Genomic DNA, 20698 nt, shown 5'->3' with positions numbered 1-20698 from the left:
AAGGCGTCGTGGCGCTGCATCCTAAATAATTGACGTTTGCGTAAACGTCAATTGCCGCACGCGCCGAAAATCAGGTTCCGGCGCAAAGGCGGCCGACCGGATTCACGCCCGAAAGCGCATTCAGCTTGCGAGCCGCGCCGCGCCGTTGCCGCCGAGCTTCTCGCGCAGTTGTGCCACGAGCGCCGACAGCTCCTCGATTGCCTCGTCGACCGACTGCCGCTGCTTGTGCAGCCGCGCGAGCTGCTTTTCCGACTTTTCGATCGTCAGGCGCAGTTGGCGCGCATTGGTGCCCGAGGGATCGTAAAGATCGATCATCTGCTTGACGTCGCGCAGCGAGAATCCGACGCGGCGGCCGAGCAGGATCAGCTGAAGGCGCGTCTTGTCGCGGCGCGTGTAGAGGCGGGTCACGCCATCGCGCTTCGGATTGAGAAGTCCCTTGTCTTCATAGAAGCGAAGCGTGCGGAGCGACACGCCGAACTGGCGGGCAAGATCGCCGATCCGGAAGAACGCATCGCGATCGTCGGCGTTTTCGGAAACAAGCTCATTATGCGCGGTCGGCTCGACGCCGGCCGAAGCTAGGAGAGTCATGGCGCTATCACGCGAGCGAGGCCCGCGTCCTTTTCCTTGGGGGCAAATTGCACACGGGCCGCACATCCTTCGACGCACAGCCCACGGCAAGCCAAATGTTACGTTTACGTAAAGGTAGAGCATCGCCGCGACGGCTGCAAGCCTTGCCGCATGCGACAAAAGGGCAAAAAACCTGAACGGCGGAAAGGCTCAGGTAAGATTGGTTAACGGCTTGTTTACCACACTCGGCGAAATGTGTGCGTGTCGGTCCTCCGTGTTTATCCTGTATCGAATTGTTCACGGCTTTTCGGACGGGGGGTTAAAAGCCCCGGAAGAATGCCCTTCCGCCGCAACGCGCGGTCACGTCCGTCCCGACAGGGAAGAGCGAAGCTGGCAAGCCAGCAAAACGGCGAACGGACGCTATGATGGACGGCAGGCGCACCTATCTCGATACTCTCAATGCCGGGCGGCAGCGGCGCGCGGCGACCACGCTCGACGATCTGAACCGCTCGCTCGAACTGCTCGGCGAAAGGCTGGAGCGGCGCGGCGGTGATGCGCCCCGGGGCGGCTCGCAGGGCCACCACGCCCGGCCGGGCTGGTCTTCGGTCGAGGAAACCGTGGCGGCGCCGAAGACGCTTCCTTCCTGGCGGGAGGAGAAGAACATGTCGCGCGACGACGCCTATCAGGCCACGACGGGCCGGCTCGCAGCGGAAGTGAAAGGCCTGCGCGACGAACTGCGCCACCAGATGACGGCAGGCCTGCAGCGCGAATTCGACAGCCTGCGCAGCGATCTTTCCCGCGCCTATTCGGCATCCGGCCCGAACAATGGCGGCAAGCTGGCCGACGAACTGGAGCGCATCTCGGACTCCATCCGGACGCTTTCCAGCCGCAGCGACGACAAGGGCGTCAACCTGCTGAGGCTCGACATCGAGCAGCTGCGCGCCGAGCTCGATTCGCTCGCCCGCGAAGACACGGTGCGCTCCATGGACAGCCGCTGGGACCAGTTCGACCGCCGGTGGAACGAACTCGAACACCGCATCGACGCGAAATCGGCCTCCGACCCTGCCTTGCAGGCGCTCGCCGATCGGCTTCAGCAGATCACGGATGCCGTCAACAACCTGCCGGAATCGCTGTCGCTGTGCTCGCTCGAGGACAAGGTGCGGACGCTGGCCGGTTCGGTCGACCATTTCTCGCAGCAGGACGGACGCGCTCCGCAACTGCTTGCCGCGATCGAGCAGCGGCTCGACGAAATATCCCGCGCCATCGTCGCTTCAGCGTCCGCGCCGGCCGCGACACTCGATTTCGAACCGATAGACCGTATAGAGCGCCGCATCTCCTCGCTTGCCGAACAGCTCGACGATCTGGCGACGCGCGGCGCCTCGACGGAGATCATCGACCGGCTGAACGCGCTGTCGCTGCGCATCGACGACGTCGCCCGCCAGGCGGAGGTTCCGGCCAAGTCGGTCGAGAAGCTCGCAGGCCAGCTCGCCATCATCGCCGACCGCATCGACACCGGCTCGACCCTGCCGAACGCCGACGAGCTGATGCGCGGCATCGAGAACCGCTTCGACCAGTTCGCGGACATCATGGAGCGGCGGCAGGACACGGCGCTGGAAGCCAGCCACGCCATGTTCCGCGATCTGGAATCGCGCCTCTACGACGTGATCTCGAAGCTCGACCAGCGCCCGGAGCCGCCGGCCGTCGACAATAGCGGCCTGATGGACGCGATCGACGCAAGGCTGGCCGATTTTTCCCAGCGGCTCGAAGACCGCAAGGCGGACATTTTGGACGACCGGGCCGTGCGCGAGCTCGAAGCCAAGATCGACACCATTTCCAGCCGCTTCGACAGCGCCCCGGCTTTCGCACCCCAGGTCGATCCCGACGTCATCCGCAATCTGGAATCGCAGATCGCCGGCCTCTCCGCCTTCCTGTCCAGGCCGGAACAGCCGATGCCGGCGCTGGACGACATCGCGCCGCGCCTCGACGAGATGGAAAAGGCGATCCGCGGCAATCGCGACGTGGTCATGGATGCCGCGCGCCGCGCGGCGGAGGATGTCGCACGCACCTTCTCCGGGCCGCAGGCGGATACAAGCGCGGTGGAAGGGCTGGCGCAGGACCTGAAGGCGCTGGAAGCGATCACCAAGCGGTCGGACGACCGCAATTCCAAGACTTTCGAGGCGATCCACGACACGCTGCTCAAGATCGTCGACCGTCTCGGCTCGGTGGAAGCCGCCTCGGCAACTTCCTCGTCTGAGCCCATGCCGGCGCCCGTCGCTGCGAAGGTGTCGGTGAAGGATGCGCCGTCCATCGTTCCGACGGAAATCATGGCCGCGCCCGATACCGGCGACAGCCTCGCACCCGTGGTGGAAACGGAAAACGCCACGGCGGAACTGGTGGCGGCTCCGGCGGCCGACGAAGCCAAAGCGGCATCCGCGGGCAAGCGGCGGTCGATGTTCAGCGGCCTTGGCAGCGCCTTCTCCCGCAAGAAGAAGAAGGCGGCCGATGCGCCAGCGGCCGAGGGCGCGGATTTGCAGACCGAGGGCGAGACGGTTGTGGTCGATCTCGACCAGCCGCTCGATCCCAAGATCGCCAACCGTCCGATGCAGCCGGGCTCCGGTACGCCGGATCTGTCCCGGATCATGAAACGCGTGCGCGAGGAACGCGCACAGCAGCCGGCCAGGCGCGAGGATGCCGACGCCGCCAAGTCGGACTTCATCGCAGCGGCGCGGCGCGCCGCGCAGGCGGCGGCGGCCGAAGCCGAGGTGCTGAAGCGCCACTCCGATATCGCCGGTCCGAGCCGGGGCTTCAGCCTGGGCCAGCTTCTCAAGGCCCGGCGCAAGACCATCCTGATGGGCGCGGCGGCCGTGATGATCGCGCTCGCCGGCCTGCAGCTCAGCAAGGCCTTCCTGTCGGACAAGAACGTCGTGACGGGCGGCAATGCGGTGGTGGAGTCGACGAAGGCGAAGACCGCCGAACTTCCGGCGAAGCCCGCGGAGGACAAGGCGGCCGCGAAACCGGATGGCGATGCGTTCGAGAGCACCGCGTTGCCGGTCGCCGAGCCGAAGCCGGCGGTTTCGGGCGCGGCCGAAGACATGGACGAGAGCAGCACCGCTTCCGTCGCAGCCGAGCAGCAGCCGGCCCCGGCGATGGCCGAGGAGACGAATGTGGCAATGGCCGGCCCCGCCACGACGGTCGAGCCGGCAAAGCCGGCCGCTGATGTCGATCCGTCGACCGTTTCGGCTGCGCTGGAGCCCGAGCCGGTCGTCACCGCGCCGGCCGCCACCGTGGCGAGCGCTCCTGCCGATACCGGACCGATCGCATTGCGCGAGGCGGCGGACTCCGGTGATCCGAAGGCCATGTTCGAGATCGGCGCACGCTATTCCGAGGGCCGGGGTACGAAGGCGGACAACGCCAAGGCCGCCGAATGGTACGAGCGCGCGGCCGAACTCGGCGTCGCGCCGGCGCAGTACCGCATCGGCAACATGTACGAGAAGGGCGTCGGCGTCACCCGCGACCTGAAGAAGGCCAAGACCTGGTACCAGATGGCGGCCGAGCAGGGCAATGCGAGCGCCATGCACAACCTTGCCGTGCTCTATGCGATGGGCGCGGACGGCACGACCGACAACGAGTCCGCCGCGCGCTGGTTCAACAAGGCCGCCGGACTCGGCGTCAAGGACAGCCAGTTCAACCTCGGCATCCTGAACGCCAAGGGCGTCGGCATGCCGCAGAATCTGGAAGAAAGCTACAAGTGGTTCGCGCTGGTCGCCAAGACCGGCGACCGCGACGCGGCCGCGAAGCGCGACGAGATCGCCAATTCGCTGCGTCCCGAGCAACTGGACAAGGCGCGCGCCGCCGCCGAGTTGTGGAAGGCGCAGCCGGTCGATCCTGCCGCCAACGTCGTCGACGTTCCCGACGAGTGGCAGGAAAGCGCCGAGCAGACCGCCAGCGTCGACATGAAGAAGGCGGTGAAGACCATCCAGCTGATCCTCAACAAGAACGGCTACGACGCCGGCGGCGCGGACGGCGTCATGGGTCAGAAGACCCGGAACGCCATCATCGCATTCCAGAAGGACAACGGCCTGCCGGAGAACGGCGAGGTCACCGAAAAGCTCGTTCAGGAACTGCTCGCGCGCAAGTGAGTTTTCCGATTGCGTCATGATGCGGCGCAAATGCCGCATGTGCCCGTAAACGCTCAGGATTCGCCCGGAATTTCAGGCCGTTTGTTTGACTTCGCCGCATTGTCGGCGCAAGTACCGCATAGGGTCTGGAAAGGTCGCGGGAGGGCGGAGCGTTTCCGTTCATGCGATCAAAATCGGGTTATCCGGGTGGGCATTTATCTCCCGATCGCAGAGATGGCGGTGAACGTCTTCGTCCTGCTGGCCATGGGCGCAGCAGTCGGGTTCCTGTCGGGCATGTTCGGGGTGGGCGGCGGCTTCCTGATCACGCCGCTGCTGATCTTCTACAACATCCCGCCGGCCATCGCGGTCGCCACCGGCGCCAATCAGGTGATCGCGTCCTCCTTTTCCGGTGCGTTGTCGCACATCAAGCGCAAGACGCTGGATTTCAAGCTGGGCACCATACTGCTGCTCGGCGGCATGGCCGGATCGACGCTCGGCGCCTATGTCTATGCGCTGCTGAGAAGCGTCGGCCAGCTCGACCTCTTCATCTCGATCTTCTACGTGGTGTTCCTCAGCGCCGTCGGCGGGCTCATGCTGGTGGAGAGCGTCAACGCCATGCGCAAGACGCGCGCCGGCGTTGCGCCCGCCCTCAAGAAGTCGGGCCAGCACAACTGGATTCACCGGCTGCCGCTGAAGATGCGGTTCCGCACGTCGAAACTCTTCGTGAGCATCATCCCCGTGCTGGTGCTCGGCGCGGCCATCGGCTTCCTGGCCGCGATCATGGGCGTCGGCGGCGGCTTCCTCATGGTGCCGGCGCTGATCTACCTGCTCAAGGTGCCGACCAACGTCGTCGTCGGCACCTCGCTGTTCCAGATCATCTTCGTCTCCGCCTACACCACGATCCTTCACGCCACCGCCAACCAGACGGTCGATGTCGTGCTCGCCTTCTGCCTCATGGTGGGCGGCGTGGCCGGCGCGCAATATGGCGCCAAGGCGGGGCAGAAGCTGCGCGGCGAGCAGTTGCGTGCGCTTCTCGCCCTGCTCGTCCTCGCCGTCGGCCTGCGTCTGGCCTTCGACCTTTTCGTCGAGCCGGCCAACATCTATTCGCTGACCGCCGAGGAGCCGGGCTGAGATGCGCCGCCTGCTCCTTTCGGCAATCACCGGGATCGCCGCGCTTCTGGCGGCATCGGCGACGGGGTTCGCGCAACTGGCGAATCCCGAAACCATCGAGATGGGCCTGTCGACGGACCATGTGATGATCACGGCCGGCTTCTCGGGAACCGACCTGACGATCTTCGGCGCCATCGACAATGCGGACCCGCTGGTCAGCCGGCAGGGACGCTACGACGTGATCGTCGTGCTCGAAGGGCCGCCGCGGCCCGTGGTCGTGCGCGAGAAGGAGCGGTTGCTCGGCGTCTGGATCAATCTCGATTCCTATAAGTTCCTGAACATCCCGATGTCCTATTCGGTCGCGACGACGCGCGCCTTCCAGGACGTCACCGATCCCAACACCTACAAGCAGCTCTCGCTCGGCGCGGCCAACATCTACCTGCAGCCTTCCGGCGAGGATTTCCGCAGCGCGGCGACCATCGAGCGTTTCACGGCGGCGCTGCGCGAACTCAAGCAGACGACCGGCCTCTACACCCAGCGCATCGGCGGCGTCGAATTCCTGTCGCAGAACCTGTTCCGCGCCACGCTGCGGCTGTCGCCGGACGTCCCGGTGGGCACGCACCGGGCGCGCGCCTTCCTTTTCAAGAGCGGCGGCTTCGTGCGCGAGACATCGGCCCAACTCGCCATCCTGAAATCCGGCTTCGAGCAGCGCGTGTTCGACACGGCGCACCAGTACAGCTTCCTCTACGGGGTTTTCGCCGTCTGCCTCGCCATGATCACGGGCTGGCTCGGCCGCATCATCTTCCGCAAGGATTGAGGCAGTCGATGACAGTCGAGGACGATGCCGAAGCAAGCGATTTTCAGCGCAGGGTGCGCTTGCTCGGCTATGCCGGCCTCGTCCCGTTCGTGGTGCTGTCGCTCTGGCTCTACGGCATCGCCGAAGATCATCCCTGGCACACGATCACCATAGCGCTGCTCGTCGCCTATTCCGCCATCGTGCTCTCCTTCCTTGGCGGGATACGATGGGGTATCGCCATGCAGACGCGCGAAGGCGGCGCAAGGGCGCTCGCGCCGAGCCTTGTTCCCGCTCTTGTCGGCTGGCTCGCGCCCTTCGTGCTCCAGCCCTACTGTTTTGCGATACTTGCGGTCGCCTATGCCGCGCAGGGCGCGTGGGATTCGCTGTCGGCCGGCAACGGTGCATTGCCCGAATGGTATGGCCGGATGCGGGTGAGGCTCACCATTGTCGCGGTGGCGACGCTGGTGCTCGCCTTCGTGGCGACGGCCTGAAGGTTCAACCCGGCCTGAGCATCGGTCGCGCTATGGCGAAGACGCGGTCGCGGCCGAGCATGTAGGCGAAGAAGCGCTCCCAGCGGAACAGCGCCGCATAGGCGCGGTCGAGAACGTTGAGCGAGCCCGTATAGCTGCCGAAAGCGGGCATGACGATGCGGTGTCCGTCGCTGGCGAAGCAGCGGCGGCGCACCGAGCGGCCGCGCTGCACGATGCGCGCGCAAGGGTGCAGATGCCCGGCGATCTCGCCGTCGACGATGGACAAGGACGGCTCGTGGCGGAAGGAAAGCGCGCCGATCGTCAGTTCCCGCACGCTGTCACCCGGCAGGCCGGCCGGCGCGTCGGGATCGTGGTTGCCGGCGATCCAGAACCAGTCGCGGCCTGCGGCAAGCGCCTCCACTTGCCGGCGAAAAATATCCGGCATGCGCTCCGCCCCGCCGCCGTCATGGAAACTGTCGCCGAGGCTGACGACCATGCGCGGCGCGTATTCCGCCACGATCGCGCCGAGCCGCGCCAGGGTTGCGGCGGTGTCGTAGGGCGGCAGCAGCGCGCCGCGCCGGGCGAAGGACGATCCTTTTTCCAGATGGAGGTCGGAGACGGCGAGGAGCGACAGGTCGGGAAAGAACAGCACGCCGCGCTCGTCGCAGACGACGCGCTCGCCCGCGAGCGTCAACGTCTCGCGCATCCTTGCCACCGGAATCGCCGAAAGCGCAGTCACGGCCTGCCCATAGCCTCTTCGATCATCTCTTCCGCTTCGGAGAGCAGCGACTCCCCGGCATCGCCGTTCACCCGTTCCTTGCCGATCTCCAGCATGATCGGAACGGCGAGCGGCGATATCTGCTCAAGGTCCCTATGCATGATTCGACCGCGGATGCGCGAGAGCATCTCGCCAAGTCTCCTGACATCGAGCAATCCGGTCGCCGCATCCGCGCGCGTCGCCTGCAGCAGGATATGATCCGGCTCGTGCGTGCGCAGCACGTCGTAGATGAGGTCGGCCGAAACGGTCATCTGCCGCCCGGTTTTTTCCTGTCCCGGATGCCGCTTCTCGATCAGCCCGGCGATGATGGCGCAATTGCGGAAGGTCCGCTTTAGGAGATAGCTGTCCGCCAGCCAGGCGTCGAGATCGTCGCCCAGCATGTCCTCGTCGAACAGATCGTCCAGCGACGGGCGCCCTTGCCTGAACAGCGCGCCCATGTCGCGCAGGCCCCAGACCGCCAGCGAATAGTCGGTCGCGACGAAGCCGAGCGGATCGGCGCCGGCCCGCTCCAGCCGCTTGGTCAGAAGCATGCCGAGCGTCTGGTGCGCCAACCGCCCCTCGAAGGGATAGGCCACCATGTAGGAGCGGTTGCCGCGCGGAAAGGTCTCCACGAGCAGGTTCTCGCGCGGCGGGAGAACCGACTTGTCACGCTGTATGCGCAGCCAGTCCGCCACCTGTTCCGGCAGGGCCTGCCAGCGGTCGGGATCGGCGAGCATGCCGCGCACCTGATCGGCGAGGTAGGTGGAGAGCGGAAACTTTCCGCCGGCATAGACCGGCACGCGTGCATCCTGCCCGGCGGCGTTCGACACGAAAGCCTCGGTCTCGCGGATGCCTTCGAGCCGCAGCACCTTGCCGGCGAACAGAAACGTCTCGCCCGGCGCGATCGATTCCAGAAAGCCCTCCTCGATCTTGCCGAGCACAGGCCCGCCGCGCGTCGCCACGCCGCGACCGGCACGGGCATAGCGCAGCGTCAGATAGGGCGCCTCGACGATGGTGCCGACATTCAGCCGGTACTGCTGGGCGATGCGCGGATGCGACACGCGCCACCTGCCCTCCTTCGTCTTGCGGATACGGGCATAGCGCTCGTAGCTTTTGAGCGCGTAGCCGCCCGTCGCGACGAAATCGACCACGCGGTCGAAGGTCTCGCGGCCGAGCGCGGCATAGGGCGCGGCCGAACGGATCTCGCCAAACAATTCGTCGGCGTCGAAGGCTTCGGCGCAGGCTGATCCCAGCACATGCTGCGCCAGCACGTCGAGCGCGCCCGCGCCGAGCGGCGGCGTGTCCTGCGCGCCGAGATAATTTGCCTCAAGTGCCGCGCGGCATTCCAGCACCTCGAAACGGTTCGCCGGCACGAGGATGGCGCGCGACGGCTCGTCCATGCGGTGGTTGGACCGCCCGATGCGCTGGGCGAGCCGGCTCGCGCCCTTCGGCGCGCCGACATGCACGACCAGATCGACATCGCCCCAGTCGATGCCGAGATCGAGCGTCGAGGTGGCGACAATGGCGCGCAGACTGTTCGTCTCCATCGCCTTCTCGACGCGCCGCCGCTGCGCGACGTCGAGCGAGCCGTGATGCAGCGCGATCGGCAGCGAATCCTCGTTGACGCGCCAGAGTTCCTGGAACAGCAGCTCAGCCTGGCTGCGCGTGTTGACGAAGAGCAGCGTCGTCCGGTGGCGCTTGATGGCTTCGTAGACTTCAGGGATGGCGTAGCGGGCGGAGTGCCCGGCCCATGGCACACGCTCGTCGGAATCGAGGATGGTGATATGCGGCTTCGCCCCGCCCTCCACGGTTATGAGCGAGGCCATGTCGCCGGGCGGGTTCTGCCCCACCAGCCAGCGGCGCAGTTCGTCCGGCTCCGCCACCGTCGCCGACAGGCCGACCATCTGCAGATCCGGCACGTAGCGGCGCAGGCGCGCGAGGCCGAGCGCCAGAAGATGGCCTCGCTTCGACGTCACCAGCGAGTGCAGCTCATCCAGCACGACATAGCGCAGATCCTCGAAGAAGCGCTTCGCATCCGACGAGGCGAGCAGCAAGGCAAGCTGCTCGGGCGTGGTCAGCAGGATGTCGGGCGGGACGAGTTTCTGGCGCTGGCGCTTGTGGGTCGGCGTGTCGCCGGTGCGTGTCTCGATCGAGATCGGCAGCGCCATTTCCGCGACCGGCTTGCCGAGATTGCGCTCGATGTCGACAGCTAGCGCCTTCAGCGGCGAGATATAGAGCGTATGCACCCCGCGATAGGCTTCGCCCGGCCTGCGCTTCGGGCGCACCGCGAGTTCCGTCAGCGAGGGCAGGAAGCCGGCCAGCGTCTTGCCTGCCCCGGTCGGCGCGATCAGCAGCGCCGAATTGCCCGCCTGCGCCTCGGCCAGCAGCGCAAGCTGATGCGCGCGCGGCGACCAGCCGCGCTCCGCGAACCATTTCAGGAATTGCGGCGGCAGGGTGGCTGGCGGAACGCCGTCAGGTTCCGCAATGACTGGAAGGCGGCTCACGCCATAGAACTAAAGCAGAACATGCCTGGCGGGAAGGGGGAGTTTGATGCGTTCGGATCAGCGGTCCATACCCCCACCCCTAACCCCTCCCCACAAGGGGGAGGGGACTTGGCGTCGGCGCTTCCGGATTCCCCTCCCCCTTGTGGGGAGAGGTTAGGGGTGGGGGTATGCAAACAATCTTGTCACCCGCCGACCCGCGCCACGACGATCAGCCCCTCCAGTCCCTCGCCGCGATCGTGGCGGATGATCTCGGTGCGGAGCGAAACAGGCTCGAACTTCGCCCAGCCAAGCACGTCCAGCACATAGTCTTCCGAATGCGCGAACCTGCGGGACGCGCGCAGCACGAAATCCTCGTCGCTCTCGTGCCTCTCGACCGAGAAGGCGAAAAGCCCCGTCGGCCGCAGCATCGAGCGCGCCAGCGCCACCACGGAATCGAGCGCGCCAAGATACATGAACACATCCGCCGCGACGACCAGATCGGCCGGCGGACCGGAATAATTCATGGTGAGCAGGTCGGCCTTTTCGAGCCGGTCATAGACCTTCTTGGCATCCGCCTTGCGCAGCATTTCGGCCGAGATGTCATAGCCTTCCAGCCGCGCGGCGACAGGCCGCAGCCGCTCGCCCATCAGGCCGGTGCCGCAGCCAAGATCGAGCGCAAGCGCGAAATCCTGCCGATGCACATCGCGGATCGCCGCGAACAGCAGTTCCGGCACCCGGTAGCCGAGCTTTCCCACAAGCGACTCGTCGAACGTCCTGGCATACTGGTCGAACAGGGTTTCGGCGAAACCGCTCGGGGATGCTTCCACCGCCTCGCCGGCAAGCCGCAGTTTCAGCGCGGCCCCGACCCGGTCGGCCGGATCGAGCTTTTGCGCCATGCGCCACGCTTCCTTCGCCGCCTCCGCCGCCCCGGCGGCCTCGTGGAACTCGCCGAGGCGGAACCAGCCGAACGACCAGTCGGGCGCCAGTTCCAGCGCGCCGAGCATCAGTTCCGCCGCCGCCGCATGGTCGCCGGAAGCGAACAGCATTTCGGCATAATCGGCGCGGCGGTCGGCAAGCACGTCGCCGGATGAGGTTTGCAGCGGCTTCATGGGACCACGCGGGCGCGAAAGATGGGATTGGTCGAAGCGATATTTCACCGAGCGCCCATCGCGCAAGAGGCCACCGTGCGAAACTGTCAGTTGCCGCCTCCGGCAGGCTTCCAGATCGCCGCGAAGCGCCTATCTTCAGGCGATGCGCGCACGCGACCTGCTACAGCCACGGCCGGAGGGCCTCTATTGCCCCCCGGGCGATTTCTTCATCGACCCGGTGCGGGCGGTCGACCGCGCGCTGGTCACCCACGGCCATTCCGACCATGCCCGCTCCGGACACGCCCATGTGCTCGCCACGCGCCAGACGCTCGACATCATGGCGCTGCGCTACGGCGAGAATTTTGCCGGCCAGACGCAGGCGGCGGCGATCGCCGAGCCGATCACCATCAACGGCGTCACTGTCACCTTCCAACCCGCGGGCCATGTGCTCGGCTCGGCGCAGATCCTGGTCGAGCATGGCGGCATGCGCATCGTCGCATCGGGAGACTACAAGCGCCGCGCCGACCCTACCTGCGCGCCCTTCGTGACGATCCCCTGCGACGTCTTCATCACCGAGGCGACCTTCGGCCTGCCGGTGTTCCGCCACCCGCCGGCCTCGGAGGAGATCGGCCGGCTGCTCAAGTCCGTCGAGCAGTTTCCCGAGCGCACGCATCTCGTCGGCGCCTATGCGCTCGGCAAGGCGCAGCGCGTCATCCGCCTTTTGCGCGACGCCGGTTACGACCGGCCGATCTATATCCACGGCGCGCTGGCGAAACTGTCGGACTATTTCGAGAGCCAGGGCGTCCGGCTCGGACCACTCGCGCCCGCGACGATCGAGGGCGGCGCGAAGGATCAGTTCGCCGGCGCGATCGTCATCGGCCCGCCCTCGGCCTTCGCCGACCGCTGGGCGCGGCGCTTCCCCGACCCCGTATCGAGCTTCGCCTCCGGCTGGATGCGCATCCGCCAGCGCGCCAGGCAGCGCGGCGTCGAGCTGCCGCTCATCATCTCCGACCATTCCGACTGGGACGAGCTGATCGAGACGATCGAGGAGACCGGCGCCTCCGAGGTCTGGGTCACGCATGGCCGCGAGGAAGCGCTGGTGCGCTGGTGCGAGCTGAACGGCATCGCCGCCCAGGCGCTGCATCTCGTCGGCTACGAGGACGAGGGGGATTGATGGTGAAGGGCACGCTGCGATCCCTCCCCCTTGCGGGGAGGGTGGCCCGAAGGGCCGGGTGGGGTAACCTCCGCCGGCACGCCCTTTCCTTTCCTGTCGACGCAACAGCGCCGCGCATTGCGGCAACTACCCCACCCGGCTCGCTTCGCGAGCCACCCTCCCCGCAAGGGGGAGAGACCACCCCATGAACCGCTTCGCCGAACTCCTTGACCGCCTCGTGCTGACGCCGTCGCGCAACGGCAAGCTGACGCTGCTCACCGATTATTTCCGCGAGACGCCGGATCCGGATCGCGGGCTGGCGCTGGCGGCCATCACCGGCGACCTCGACATCGCCTCGGTGAAGCCGGCCATGCTGCGCATGCTGGTGGTCGAACGCATGGACCCGGTGCTGTTCGGCTACTCCTACGACTATGTCGGCGATCTCGCCGAGACCGTCTCGCTTGTCTGGCCGGAGCCCGAGCATGGCCTGCGCGCCAACCGGGAGCCGACGCTCTCGGAAGTCGTCGAAAGATTGCAGAACGCCAGCCGGTCGGACGGCCCTTCAGTGCTCTCAAAGCTCCTCGACAGCGCCGGCATCTCGGCCCGCTTCGCCATCATCAAGCTGGTGACGGGCGGCCTGCGCATCGGCGTTTCCGCGCGCCTCGCCAAGCAGGCGGTCGCCGACCTCGGCAAGGTCGATGTCGCCGAGATCGAGGAACTGTGGCACGGGCTGACGCCGCCCTACGCCTCCCTGTTCGCGTGGCTCGAAGGCAATGCGCCCAAGCCGGAGAAGGCGGCGAAGGCGCTGTTCACGCCGGTCATGCTCTCGCATCCGGTGGAGAACCGGGACCTCGAAAAGCTCGACCCGTCCGACTACGCCACCGAATGGAAATGGGACGGCATCCGCGTGCAGGCGGTGTGCGAGGGCGGCATACGCCGTCTCTATTCGCGCACCGGCGACGATATTTCGGGCGCGTTTCCCGATCTCGTCGAGGCCATGCATTTCGACGGCGCGCTCGACGGCGAACTGTTGGTCGGCGATCCGCAGACGGCGACCGGCACCTTCTCGGACCTGCAGCAGCGACTGAACCGCAAGACGGTGTCGCCGAAGATGCGGGAGCACTATCCGGCCTTCATCCGCTGCTACGACATCCTCCGCAACGGCGAAGAGGATCTGCGCGCCCTGCCCTTCCGCGAACGGCGCAACCGGCTGGAGGCATTCGTCGCGACGCTCCCGCCGAGCCGCTTCGATCTTTCGCCGCTGGTGGCGTTTTCCGACTGGGAAGCGCTGGAGCGCCTGCGCGGCGAGCCGCCGCATCCCATCATCGAAGGCGTGATGCTGAAGCGCTGGGATTCGCCTTACCTCGCCGGCCGGCCGAAAGGGCCGTGGTTCAAGTGGAAGCGCGATCCCCACACGGTCGACGCCGTGCTGATGTACGCCCAGCGCGGCCATGGCAAGCGTTCAAGCTTCTATTCCGACTATACGTTCGGCGTCTGGACCGGTCCCGAGGGCGAGGAGGAGCTGGTGCCGGTCGGGAAAGCCTATTTCGGCTTCACCGACGAGGAGTTGAAGCAGCTCGACAAATACATCCGCGACAACACGCTGGAGCGCTTCGGCCCCGTGCGCTCGGTGCGCGCGGACCGCAAGCAGGGCCTCGTGCTGGAAATCGCCTTCGAGGGTCTTAATCGCTCGACACGCCACAAGTCGGGCGTCGCCATGCGCTTCCCCCGCATTTCACGCCTGCGCTGGGACAAACCCGCCGCCGAAGCCGACCGCATCGAGACGCTGCAGGCACTGCTCGACTGAGAGCCTGCTACTGCGCCGCGACCCTGATCCCGTAAATATCGATCGAGCGGCCCTGTCCGGAGAAATCCGAGTTGATGGCGATGGTGCCGCTGGAGCCCGGCTGCTTGTCCGGGAAAGTGATCTCGAACAGGAAGTCGCCCTTCTCGTAGCCGACCTCGTAGCGCTTGCGGCCGCAATCGCCGAGATCGCCGAAATTGCACTCGATCGACATCTCCGTCTGCTGGCCGTCCTCGCCGCGGGCGGTGATGTTGAACACGGCCTTTTTGCCGGCAAGCTGCTCCAGGACGCCCTGCCCCACGTCGAAGCTCACGGCAGCATCGCCCGAGCCGGAACGGATGCGCAGGAACGCGCCGCTGTCGTCCTGCATGGCCTTGGCGGTCGTGCCACCCGGCGCGTTGGCGGTCGAAGGGTCGGCGGGAACGAAGACGTCGATCCAGTCCTGCTGAGACGCCGGCTGGTCGCCCAGTGCCGGCGGGCCGGCCGAACCCGGATCGAAATCCTCGCTGCCGAGTTGCGGCGGCGGGTTCGGCACGGAGGTGTCGCGTTCCGCCGGAGACTTCAGCAACCCGGTCTGGACGGCGAACAGCAGCCCGACGACAGCCAGAGCGACAAGCGTCAGGCCGAAGAAGACCGCAGCGAACGGGCGCCGGCGCTCGCGTTTGCGTGCGCGGCGGTCGGCAGCGGCGACCTCCAGCGGCGCAGGCGGCACGGGCGCGGAAATATCCGGCTCGTCGAGCGGCGGCGGCATGGTCGCGGGAAAATCGAGATCAGGCTCCATGCGGCCCGACACCGAGGGAATGACACCAATATCCACCGACGGTGCAACGGGCTCCGGCACGTCGGCGACCCGGCCGGCATGGCCCGCGCCAGCGGAGGGCATGCCAAGTTCGACGGCGGGCACCTCGCCGGCGGCACGCCGCGCCGCGGCGCTGAAGCGGCCGTCGCCGGTCAGTGTGGGCTCCGGCCGGCCCGTTCCCGTTTCGTGGTTGAAAGCCGGGTCGGAAAAGCCCGGCTCGCGCCGCCCGGCCAGTTCCACCAGAGGCGCTTCACCGGCGGGCGCCGCCGGGAAATCCGGAGGGGGCGGGGCCGAACGCCCGGCATCCATGCGCGTCTCCCCCGGCGCATGTTCCAGTATGTCGAGAAGCGCCGCGTCGAGATCGTCGTCGGAAGCGCTGTCGGCCGACCTCGCCGGCACGAATTCCGTCTCGATCTCGGCGATCTTCTGCTGGAGTTGCCTGCGCCGGGCGATCGCCTTCTCCACGGTCATCTGGGGATTGCCCTGAATGACGCGGTCCAGCGCCGCCTCCACCGAACGGTAGACGCGCGAGCGGAACTCCGGATTCTCGACATCGCCCTTTTCGAGGGCGGTGCGGATCGCTTTCTCGATCGGGTCCAATGCAGGCTTCTCCGCCAGGCTCTCCGGACGATGGTTAGCCGCAGCCGGGGTCGCGATCAATCGGCTCCATGACGGATCTCGCGAGTCCGGCAGCGCGGCGTCATCAGCCTATGGCGCGATTCGGGCCTCCGGCACAGCCGTTTCCACCCGTCGGCCGACCCGGTCGCTCTGGAACGCCGCATCGATCAGGCGCTGCATGTCAGCCGCCCGTCGGAACGAAGGGTCCCCGTTCTCGCCGGACAGCACGGCGTCGACGAAGCGCCGGGCATTGCGTCTGACCGGTTCCAGCGGCAGCGCGCTCCACACCGCTTTGTCGACGGCGGCGCCGAGACAGGCCGCAAGATGGGAACGCTTGCCGTCCGTCTCGACGCGCAGCGCGCCTTTAGTTCCATGCAGCATGAGCGTCAGTTCGTTGAGATTGCCGGTGGCGTAGCGGGTCGCGACGATCGTGGCCAGCGCCCCGCCCCCGAAGCGCGCCAGCATGGCGACGCTGTCGTTTGCGTCCAGCGTGTAATCGCCGATGCGATTGCCGGCTGCCTTGGGAAAGGTGACCAGATCCGCCTGCAGGCTCGCCACCTCGTCGGCGGCGCCATAGGTGGCGAAGTCGAGAATATGGATGCCGACATCGCCGAGCACGCCGGTCGAGCCGTGCTCGCTCGACAGCCGCCACAGCCATTTTTCCTCGACCCGCCAGTCGCCCCACGACTTCGCGACGAGCCAGCTCTGGCGGTAGCCTGCCTCGACATGGCGCAGCGACCCGATCTCGCCGGCCTGCACCATCGACCGCGCCTGCTGGAGCGCCGGCGAATTGCGATAGGTGAGATTGACCATGTTGATAAGACCGGCGGCCTCGGCCGCCTCCGTCATCTCAAGCGCGTCGGCATGGTTCGGCGCCAGCGGCTTCTCGCAGAAGACGTGCTTGCCGGCGGCGACCAGCCGGAGCGTGGTCGCCTTGTGCGCTCCATCCGGCGTTGCGTTGATCGCCGCATCGAAGCCGCCGGCGGCCAAAGCCTCGTCCAGGCTCTCGAACGACCGCTCGATGCCGTGCAGCGCCGCAAAGGCCGACGCGCGGCCGGGAACGGCATCGACGCAGGCGACGATGCGGCATTCCGGCGCCGCCCCGAATTCCTCGACATGCTGGCCGGCGATGCCGCCGGTTCCCAGAAGCAGGATGCGCGGCATGATCAGCGGGAACCCTCGCCGTGGGACTCCAGCCGAGCACCCTTTTCGACCAGCTTTTCCCGCGCCTTCTCGATCGGCACGTTCGGTGCGCTGGTTATGGACGTCCAGCGCGGCGTTGGATTGTGCGCCCAGTTCACGGCATTGCGGAGTACCCGCTGTACATCCCTGTTGTGATAGATCGGATAGGTCTCGTGACCGGGCGAGAAATAGAAGATCCGGCCCGCGCCGCGCTGGAAGGTCAGGCCGGAGCGGAACACCTCGCCGCCCTCGTACCAGGAGATGAAGACGGTCTCCATGGGTTCCGGCACCGCGAACGGCTCGCCGTACATTTCCGTGTTCTCGATCTCGACATATTCGCCAAGGCCCGCCGCGATGGGATGGCCACGGTTCACCACCCACAGTCTTTCGCGCTCGCCGGCCTCGCGCCATTTCAGCGAGCAGGGCGTGCCCATCAGCCGGCGGAAGATTTTCGAATAGTGGCCCGAATGCAGGACGATCAGTCCCATGCCTTCCCATACACGGCGCTGGACGCGCTCCACGACCTCGTCGCCGACCTCCTGATGGGCCCTGTGGCCCCACCATGTCAGCACGTCGGTTTCAGCCAGGCGCGCCTCCGAAAGGCCGTGCTCCGGCTCCTGCAGCGTCGCGGTGGAAACCTGCAGACCGGGATCCTCCCGCAACGCCGCGGCTATGGTCGCGTGCATGCCTTCCGGATACAGCGCCCGCACGCTTTCATCCATCTGTTCATGGACGTTCTCGCCCCAAACGACTGTCCTGATCGCCATATCCGGCATCTCCAAAGCGCTTTGGGCGAAAATCTAGCCTATTCTCCGATGCGCGCAAGGGTCGAAAGCGCGCCGATCGAGAATGCATGGCGGCGACTTGATCTTGAACCGCAATGCGGCTATCAGGCGCTCACATGCACCGCCGGGCAACCGGCGGAAGGCTGCCGCTTTAGCTCAGTTGGTAGAGCACATCATTCGTAATGATGGGGTCGCGTGTTCGAGTCACGCAAGCGGCACCAGTTTTCTTTCGGAAAAATCAGGGCCATGAGCTACTCGCTGCCTGAATCACCCAACGGGCATTGATCCAGTCGTGAGATGGCCCTACTCGGCCAACTCGGCAAGCATATCAGCAGTCGCGTTGGGCACGGTCACCTTCTCGATCTGGCCGTGTTGGGAATGTCTGTCGAAGAAATCCACCTCCTTGCTTTTGTCGATGTTCACGACCTGGGGCGTGCGATCGCTTGTTGTTGATGGCACGGGAATGTGCAGGTCGCCCCGAGCACCGCCGGATGGCGCGCCTCTCTTTTGAAAGTAATTGACGTTTTTGACGATCGAGCCCGCCACTCTGCGATCGATCTTTCGCGGACGATCGGTACGTTCCGCCGCATCCACCGTCACCAGGAGATCGATCTTCAGCAGGGGCTTGCTTCCCTTTCTGCCCTCGTTGAGTTGTTCCAGCTTGCGGCCAAGATCCAGCGCATTGGAGCCACCCGCGCTGAAACCGTAGACAATCACCTTCGCGGCGCGATCCTCATCGACGTCCTCCTGTATGAATGCAGCCGCGGCTTCTATTCCCTTGTCGACCATCAGCGAGCCCTGCCATGCCCGAAAAACGTTCCGGGAGACGGGCTGCAGGGTCATCGCCCGCATGGGCGCCAGCATCCAGAATCCGTCTCCCGGCGTCTCGTTGGTGATATCTTCGCCGCCCGGATCGACGAAGCCGCTGAAATAGAGAAGGAGATTGAATTTCGGGTTGGCCGGTTTGGGCGGCGGCGGCGGCGGGGCATTGCGCTCGCGCGACAGCATATCGAGGTCGAGAGCTTTTATCGTGCGCTTGCCGACGATCGGATCGTCAGGCCCCGTTTGCCATGGCTGGCGGATGGGCGGCGTCTTGCTTTCCTTGTACGCGCGCACCGCCTCGGCCGTCTTTTGCCTGAACGTCCCGTATTCCGATGACAGGTCAACATTCATGATCACCTGAAGCGCATCCTGTATGCGCTTGATGTGATTGCCTGTGTCCCGGCGGCCTATGCCGATATTGCTGCCGTCGTCCACGGCACATAGTTCCAGGGCTTTGTATTCAGGTTGAGAGAAATAGTCGGACTCGAAGATACTCATCGGAGGCCTCCAGCTCGTGCGCTTCTCGCAAGCGGAAAACGTGACGGGCATATCAGCACAAAACGAGGGATTACCCTATAGTCAAAGTCACGGCCGGGAAATTACAGGCGTACTGCCGCGGAGAGGCCCGTTAAAGCGTGTCGCATCGAACCGGAATCAGGCGATACGCGTTAAGTTATTGTTTTTTCGCATGTCGTTGTCCCGAAACCGGTTCTAACTTTCGGGCGACATGCTTTAGGTACTTTATGGACCTCCAGCAAACCTGCCGACCAACAGAACGTCCATGAACGCTCAAGGCGCTTGAAGCTGCCTTGCGCCAACATCCGCGTCCGCACCGAAGACATGCTCGTCATGGACTCCCCCAGGCAGGGCCTGAGTCAGGAGACCGCGGCCGGAAGGAGCTCAGCAACTTTTTGTGCACTGCAGCATTGTTCACTGCATTCACTCAGGAGTAGATTATGACAGCGTTTCACGCAGCACGTCTGGCGACCGCCTTGCTCGTCGCGGGCCTCATGGCGACATTCGCGGCCGTGGTCGGCGTCATCTGACGAAAAGCCCGCGCCGGAGGACCGGAGCGGGCTCTTCACCGCACACGGACATCAGCGCGGCTTGATCAATCCGCTGACCGACATGTTCGATACGGTCGGGTTCCAGAAGCAACGGGTCATTGTGGTCTCCTCTGCAGATCCTCAACGGCGGAATGAGACGTCCGCCGCGAAGTAAAGTCAATCTGAAACCACAAGACCAACCCGCTCCATTGCTGGAGCGGGCCATGTGTCATGCGACGATCAGCGCGGCTTGATGAGACCGCTGATGGCGGTGCTCGTGTCCATCTGATGCCAGAAGCAACGCGTCATATCCTTCTCCTCTACCTGTTTTCCCAACGGATGCAGGAGATGACGGCTCCTGTGTAAAGTCAATCTGAAACACTTCGACATTTGATAACGGCGAGGGCCGATTGGACTACTCGGCCGGCGGCCGGTACAAATGTCGTCTGCCGTCGGGTGGCGACATAGCGCGATGCCCGCACGCGCCAGGGCCGGGCGTCCGTCTTCCGGGATGCGATGGAAAGAATCTCCGCGGCGAGGCGCCGGTTGTGGAAACTTTTTGCTTGGTCGAGCGCCAACCCGAAGGCAAAATGCTGTGGGCTTCAGGAGGAGCGATGAGAGCACGACCAGCGACGGTTGGTGATCTGGAACTAGTCTTCCGCGATCTGTCAAAACGTATGTCCGACGAATATGCCGCCGCGGGCAAGGGTACGCAGGTCGCCTATGACAATCTCATGATGAATTTATGGGAAGGCCGCGCGCATGCGCTGCTGGACGACGACGAGCCTGTAGCCATCATTGCGTGGCACGAACGCGACGGACACGTCGACACGCTGTTCGCTGCTCAGGACGAGTTCTTCAGCGCGTCGACCGTGCGCTTCTGCAAGCGTCACATCCGGCGGATACAGGCGCTTGCCGGAAACCTCCCGATCCGGTCCAGAAGCTGGCTGGAAGATCCATCTGTCGCACGGTGGTTCGCCGTGATCGGCTATGCGGAGATCGGCAGGGAGGACGGCGCGCGGCTTTTTGAACTGGCCCCCGCTTCGGCTTAGCCAGATCAAGGCCGGCAACATATCATTTCGTCCATGCTCGTCCGCGGG

The 20698-nt window shown here is 65.6% G+C and carries 15 protein-coding genes and 1 tRNA gene; 8 read left to right on the top strand and 8 right to left on the bottom strand.

Annotated features, from left to right (window positions below; genetic code table 11):
* Window positions 1–120: 120 nt before the first annotated feature.
* Entirely contained in the window at window positions 121–588 is a 468-nt protein-coding gene (locus M9955_13020; protein ID MCO5082562.1) for a MerR family DNA-binding transcriptional regulator, read from the bottom strand.
* 404 nt (window positions 589–992) lie between these two features.
* Here M9955_13020 and M9955_13015 point away from each other — a divergent pair, with 404 nt between their 5' ends.
* The 4 genes from M9955_13015 to M9955_13000 all read left to right on the top strand — a co-directional run bounded on the left by M9955_13015 (window position 993) and on the right by M9955_13000 (window position 7082).
* Window positions 993–4706, top strand: a complete 3714-nt coding sequence (locus tag M9955_13015; GenBank protein MCO5082561.1) for a peptidoglycan-binding protein — start codon at window positions 993–995, stop codon at window positions 4704–4706.
* 186 nt (window positions 4707–4892) lie between these two features.
* Window positions 4893–5816: a sulfite exporter TauE/SafE family protein gene (locus tag M9955_13010; GenBank protein MCO5082560.1), complete on the top strand. Its 924-nt coding sequence runs from the start codon at window positions 4893–4895 to the stop codon at window positions 5814–5816.
* A 1-nt stretch (window position 5817) separates the two neighbouring features.
* Window positions 5818–6612 carry a TIGR02186 family protein gene (locus tag M9955_13005; GenBank protein ID MCO5082559.1) on the top strand — a complete coding sequence of 265 codons (795 nt, stop codon included), beginning with the start codon at window positions 5818–5820 and terminating at the stop codon, window positions 6610–6612.
* A gap of 8 nt (window positions 6613–6620) precedes the next feature.
* On the top strand, window positions 6621–7082 hold the full coding sequence (locus M9955_13000; GenBank protein ID MCO5082558.1) for a DUF3429 domain-containing protein: 462 nt from the start codon (window positions 6621–6623) through the stop codon (window positions 7080–7082).
* A gap of 4 nt (window positions 7083–7086) precedes the next feature.
* Here M9955_13000 and pdeM read toward each other — a convergent pair whose 3' ends face one another.
* From pdeM to M9955_12985, 3 genes are all read right to left on the bottom strand, one after another.
* A complete protein-coding gene (gene pdeM, locus M9955_12995) occupies window positions 7087–7767 on the bottom strand; it encodes a ligase-associated DNA damage response endonuclease PdeM (protein MCO5082557.1) in 681 nt (226 codons plus the stop codon).
* Window positions 7768–7796: 29 nt separating this feature from the next.
* Window positions 7797–10304 carry a ligase-associated DNA damage response DEXH box helicase gene (locus M9955_12990; protein MCO5082556.1) on the bottom strand — a complete coding sequence of 836 codons (2508 nt, stop codon included), beginning with the start codon at window positions 10302–10304 and terminating at the stop codon, window positions 7797–7799.
* A 200-nt stretch (window positions 10305–10504) separates the two neighbouring features.
* The gene (locus M9955_12985) at window positions 10505–11410 is read right to left on the bottom strand and encodes a methyltransferase domain-containing protein (GenBank protein MCO5082555.1); all 906 of its coding nucleotides are present in this window, start codon (window positions 11408–11410) and stop codon (window positions 10505–10507) included.
* Between the two features lie 142 nt (window positions 11411–11552).
* On the opposite strand from M9955_12985, the gene M9955_12980 reads away from it, so the two are divergent.
* Both M9955_12980 and M9955_12975 read left to right on the top strand, forming a co-directional pair.
* Entirely contained in the window at window positions 11553–12563 is a 1011-nt protein-coding gene (locus M9955_12980; protein ID MCO5082554.1) for a ligase-associated DNA damage response exonuclease, read from the top strand.
* A 184-nt stretch (window positions 12564–12747) separates the two neighbouring features.
* Complete coding sequence (locus M9955_12975; protein ID MCO5082553.1) at window positions 12748–14349, top strand: cisplatin damage response ATP-dependent DNA ligase; 1602 nt, start codon at window positions 12748–12750, stop codon at window positions 14347–14349.
* A 7-nt stretch (window positions 14350–14356) separates the two neighbouring features.
* Here the strand turns inward: M9955_12975 and M9955_12970 are convergent, their stop codons facing one another.
* The 3 genes from M9955_12970 to M9955_12960 are packed head-to-tail and all read right to left on the bottom strand — an operon-like array spanning window position 14357 to window position 17712.
* Window positions 14357–15805 (bottom strand): hypothetical protein, encoded by a 1449-nt coding sequence (locus tag M9955_12970; GenBank protein ID MCO5082552.1) that lies wholly within the window; start codon window positions 15803–15805, stop codon window positions 14357–14359.
* A gap of 48 nt (window positions 15806–15853) precedes the next feature.
* On the bottom strand, window positions 15854–16927 hold the full coding sequence (locus tag M9955_12965) for a Gfo/Idh/MocA family oxidoreductase (protein ID MCO5082551.1): 1074 nt from the start codon (window positions 16925–16927) through the stop codon (window positions 15854–15856).
* A 2-nt stretch (window positions 16928–16929) separates the two neighbouring features.
* The gene (locus M9955_12960; protein ID MCO5082550.1) at window positions 16930–17712 is read right to left on the bottom strand and encodes a ThuA domain-containing protein; all 783 of its coding nucleotides are present in this window, start codon (window positions 17710–17712) and stop codon (window positions 16930–16932) included.
* A gap of 163 nt (window positions 17713–17875) precedes the next feature.
* Between M9955_12960 and M9955_12955 the strand changes: the two genes are divergently transcribed.
* Window positions 17876–17951 (top strand) — tRNA-Thr (locus M9955_12955).
* An 82-nt stretch (window positions 17952–18033) separates the two neighbouring features.
* Here M9955_12955 and M9955_12950 read toward each other — a convergent pair.
* Window positions 18034–19050: a hypothetical protein gene (locus tag M9955_12950; protein ID MCO5082549.1), complete on the bottom strand. Its 1017-nt coding sequence runs from the start codon at window positions 19048–19050 to the stop codon at window positions 18034–18036.
* A gap of 1162 nt (window positions 19051–20212) precedes the next feature.
* On the opposite strand from M9955_12950, the gene M9955_12945 reads away from it, so the two are divergent.
* Window positions 20213–20650 carry a hypothetical protein gene (locus M9955_12945; protein ID MCO5082548.1) on the top strand — a complete coding sequence of 146 codons (438 nt, stop codon included), beginning with the start codon at window positions 20213–20215 and terminating at the stop codon, window positions 20648–20650.
* The last annotated feature ends 48 nt before the right edge of the window (window positions 20651–20698 follow it).

The organism is Rhizobiaceae bacterium (assembly GCA_023953845.1).
Lineage (GTDB): Bacteria > Pseudomonadota > Alphaproteobacteria > Rhizobiales > Rhizobiaceae > Arvimicrobium.
This window is presented reverse-complemented; position numbering and strand designations above follow the sequence as displayed.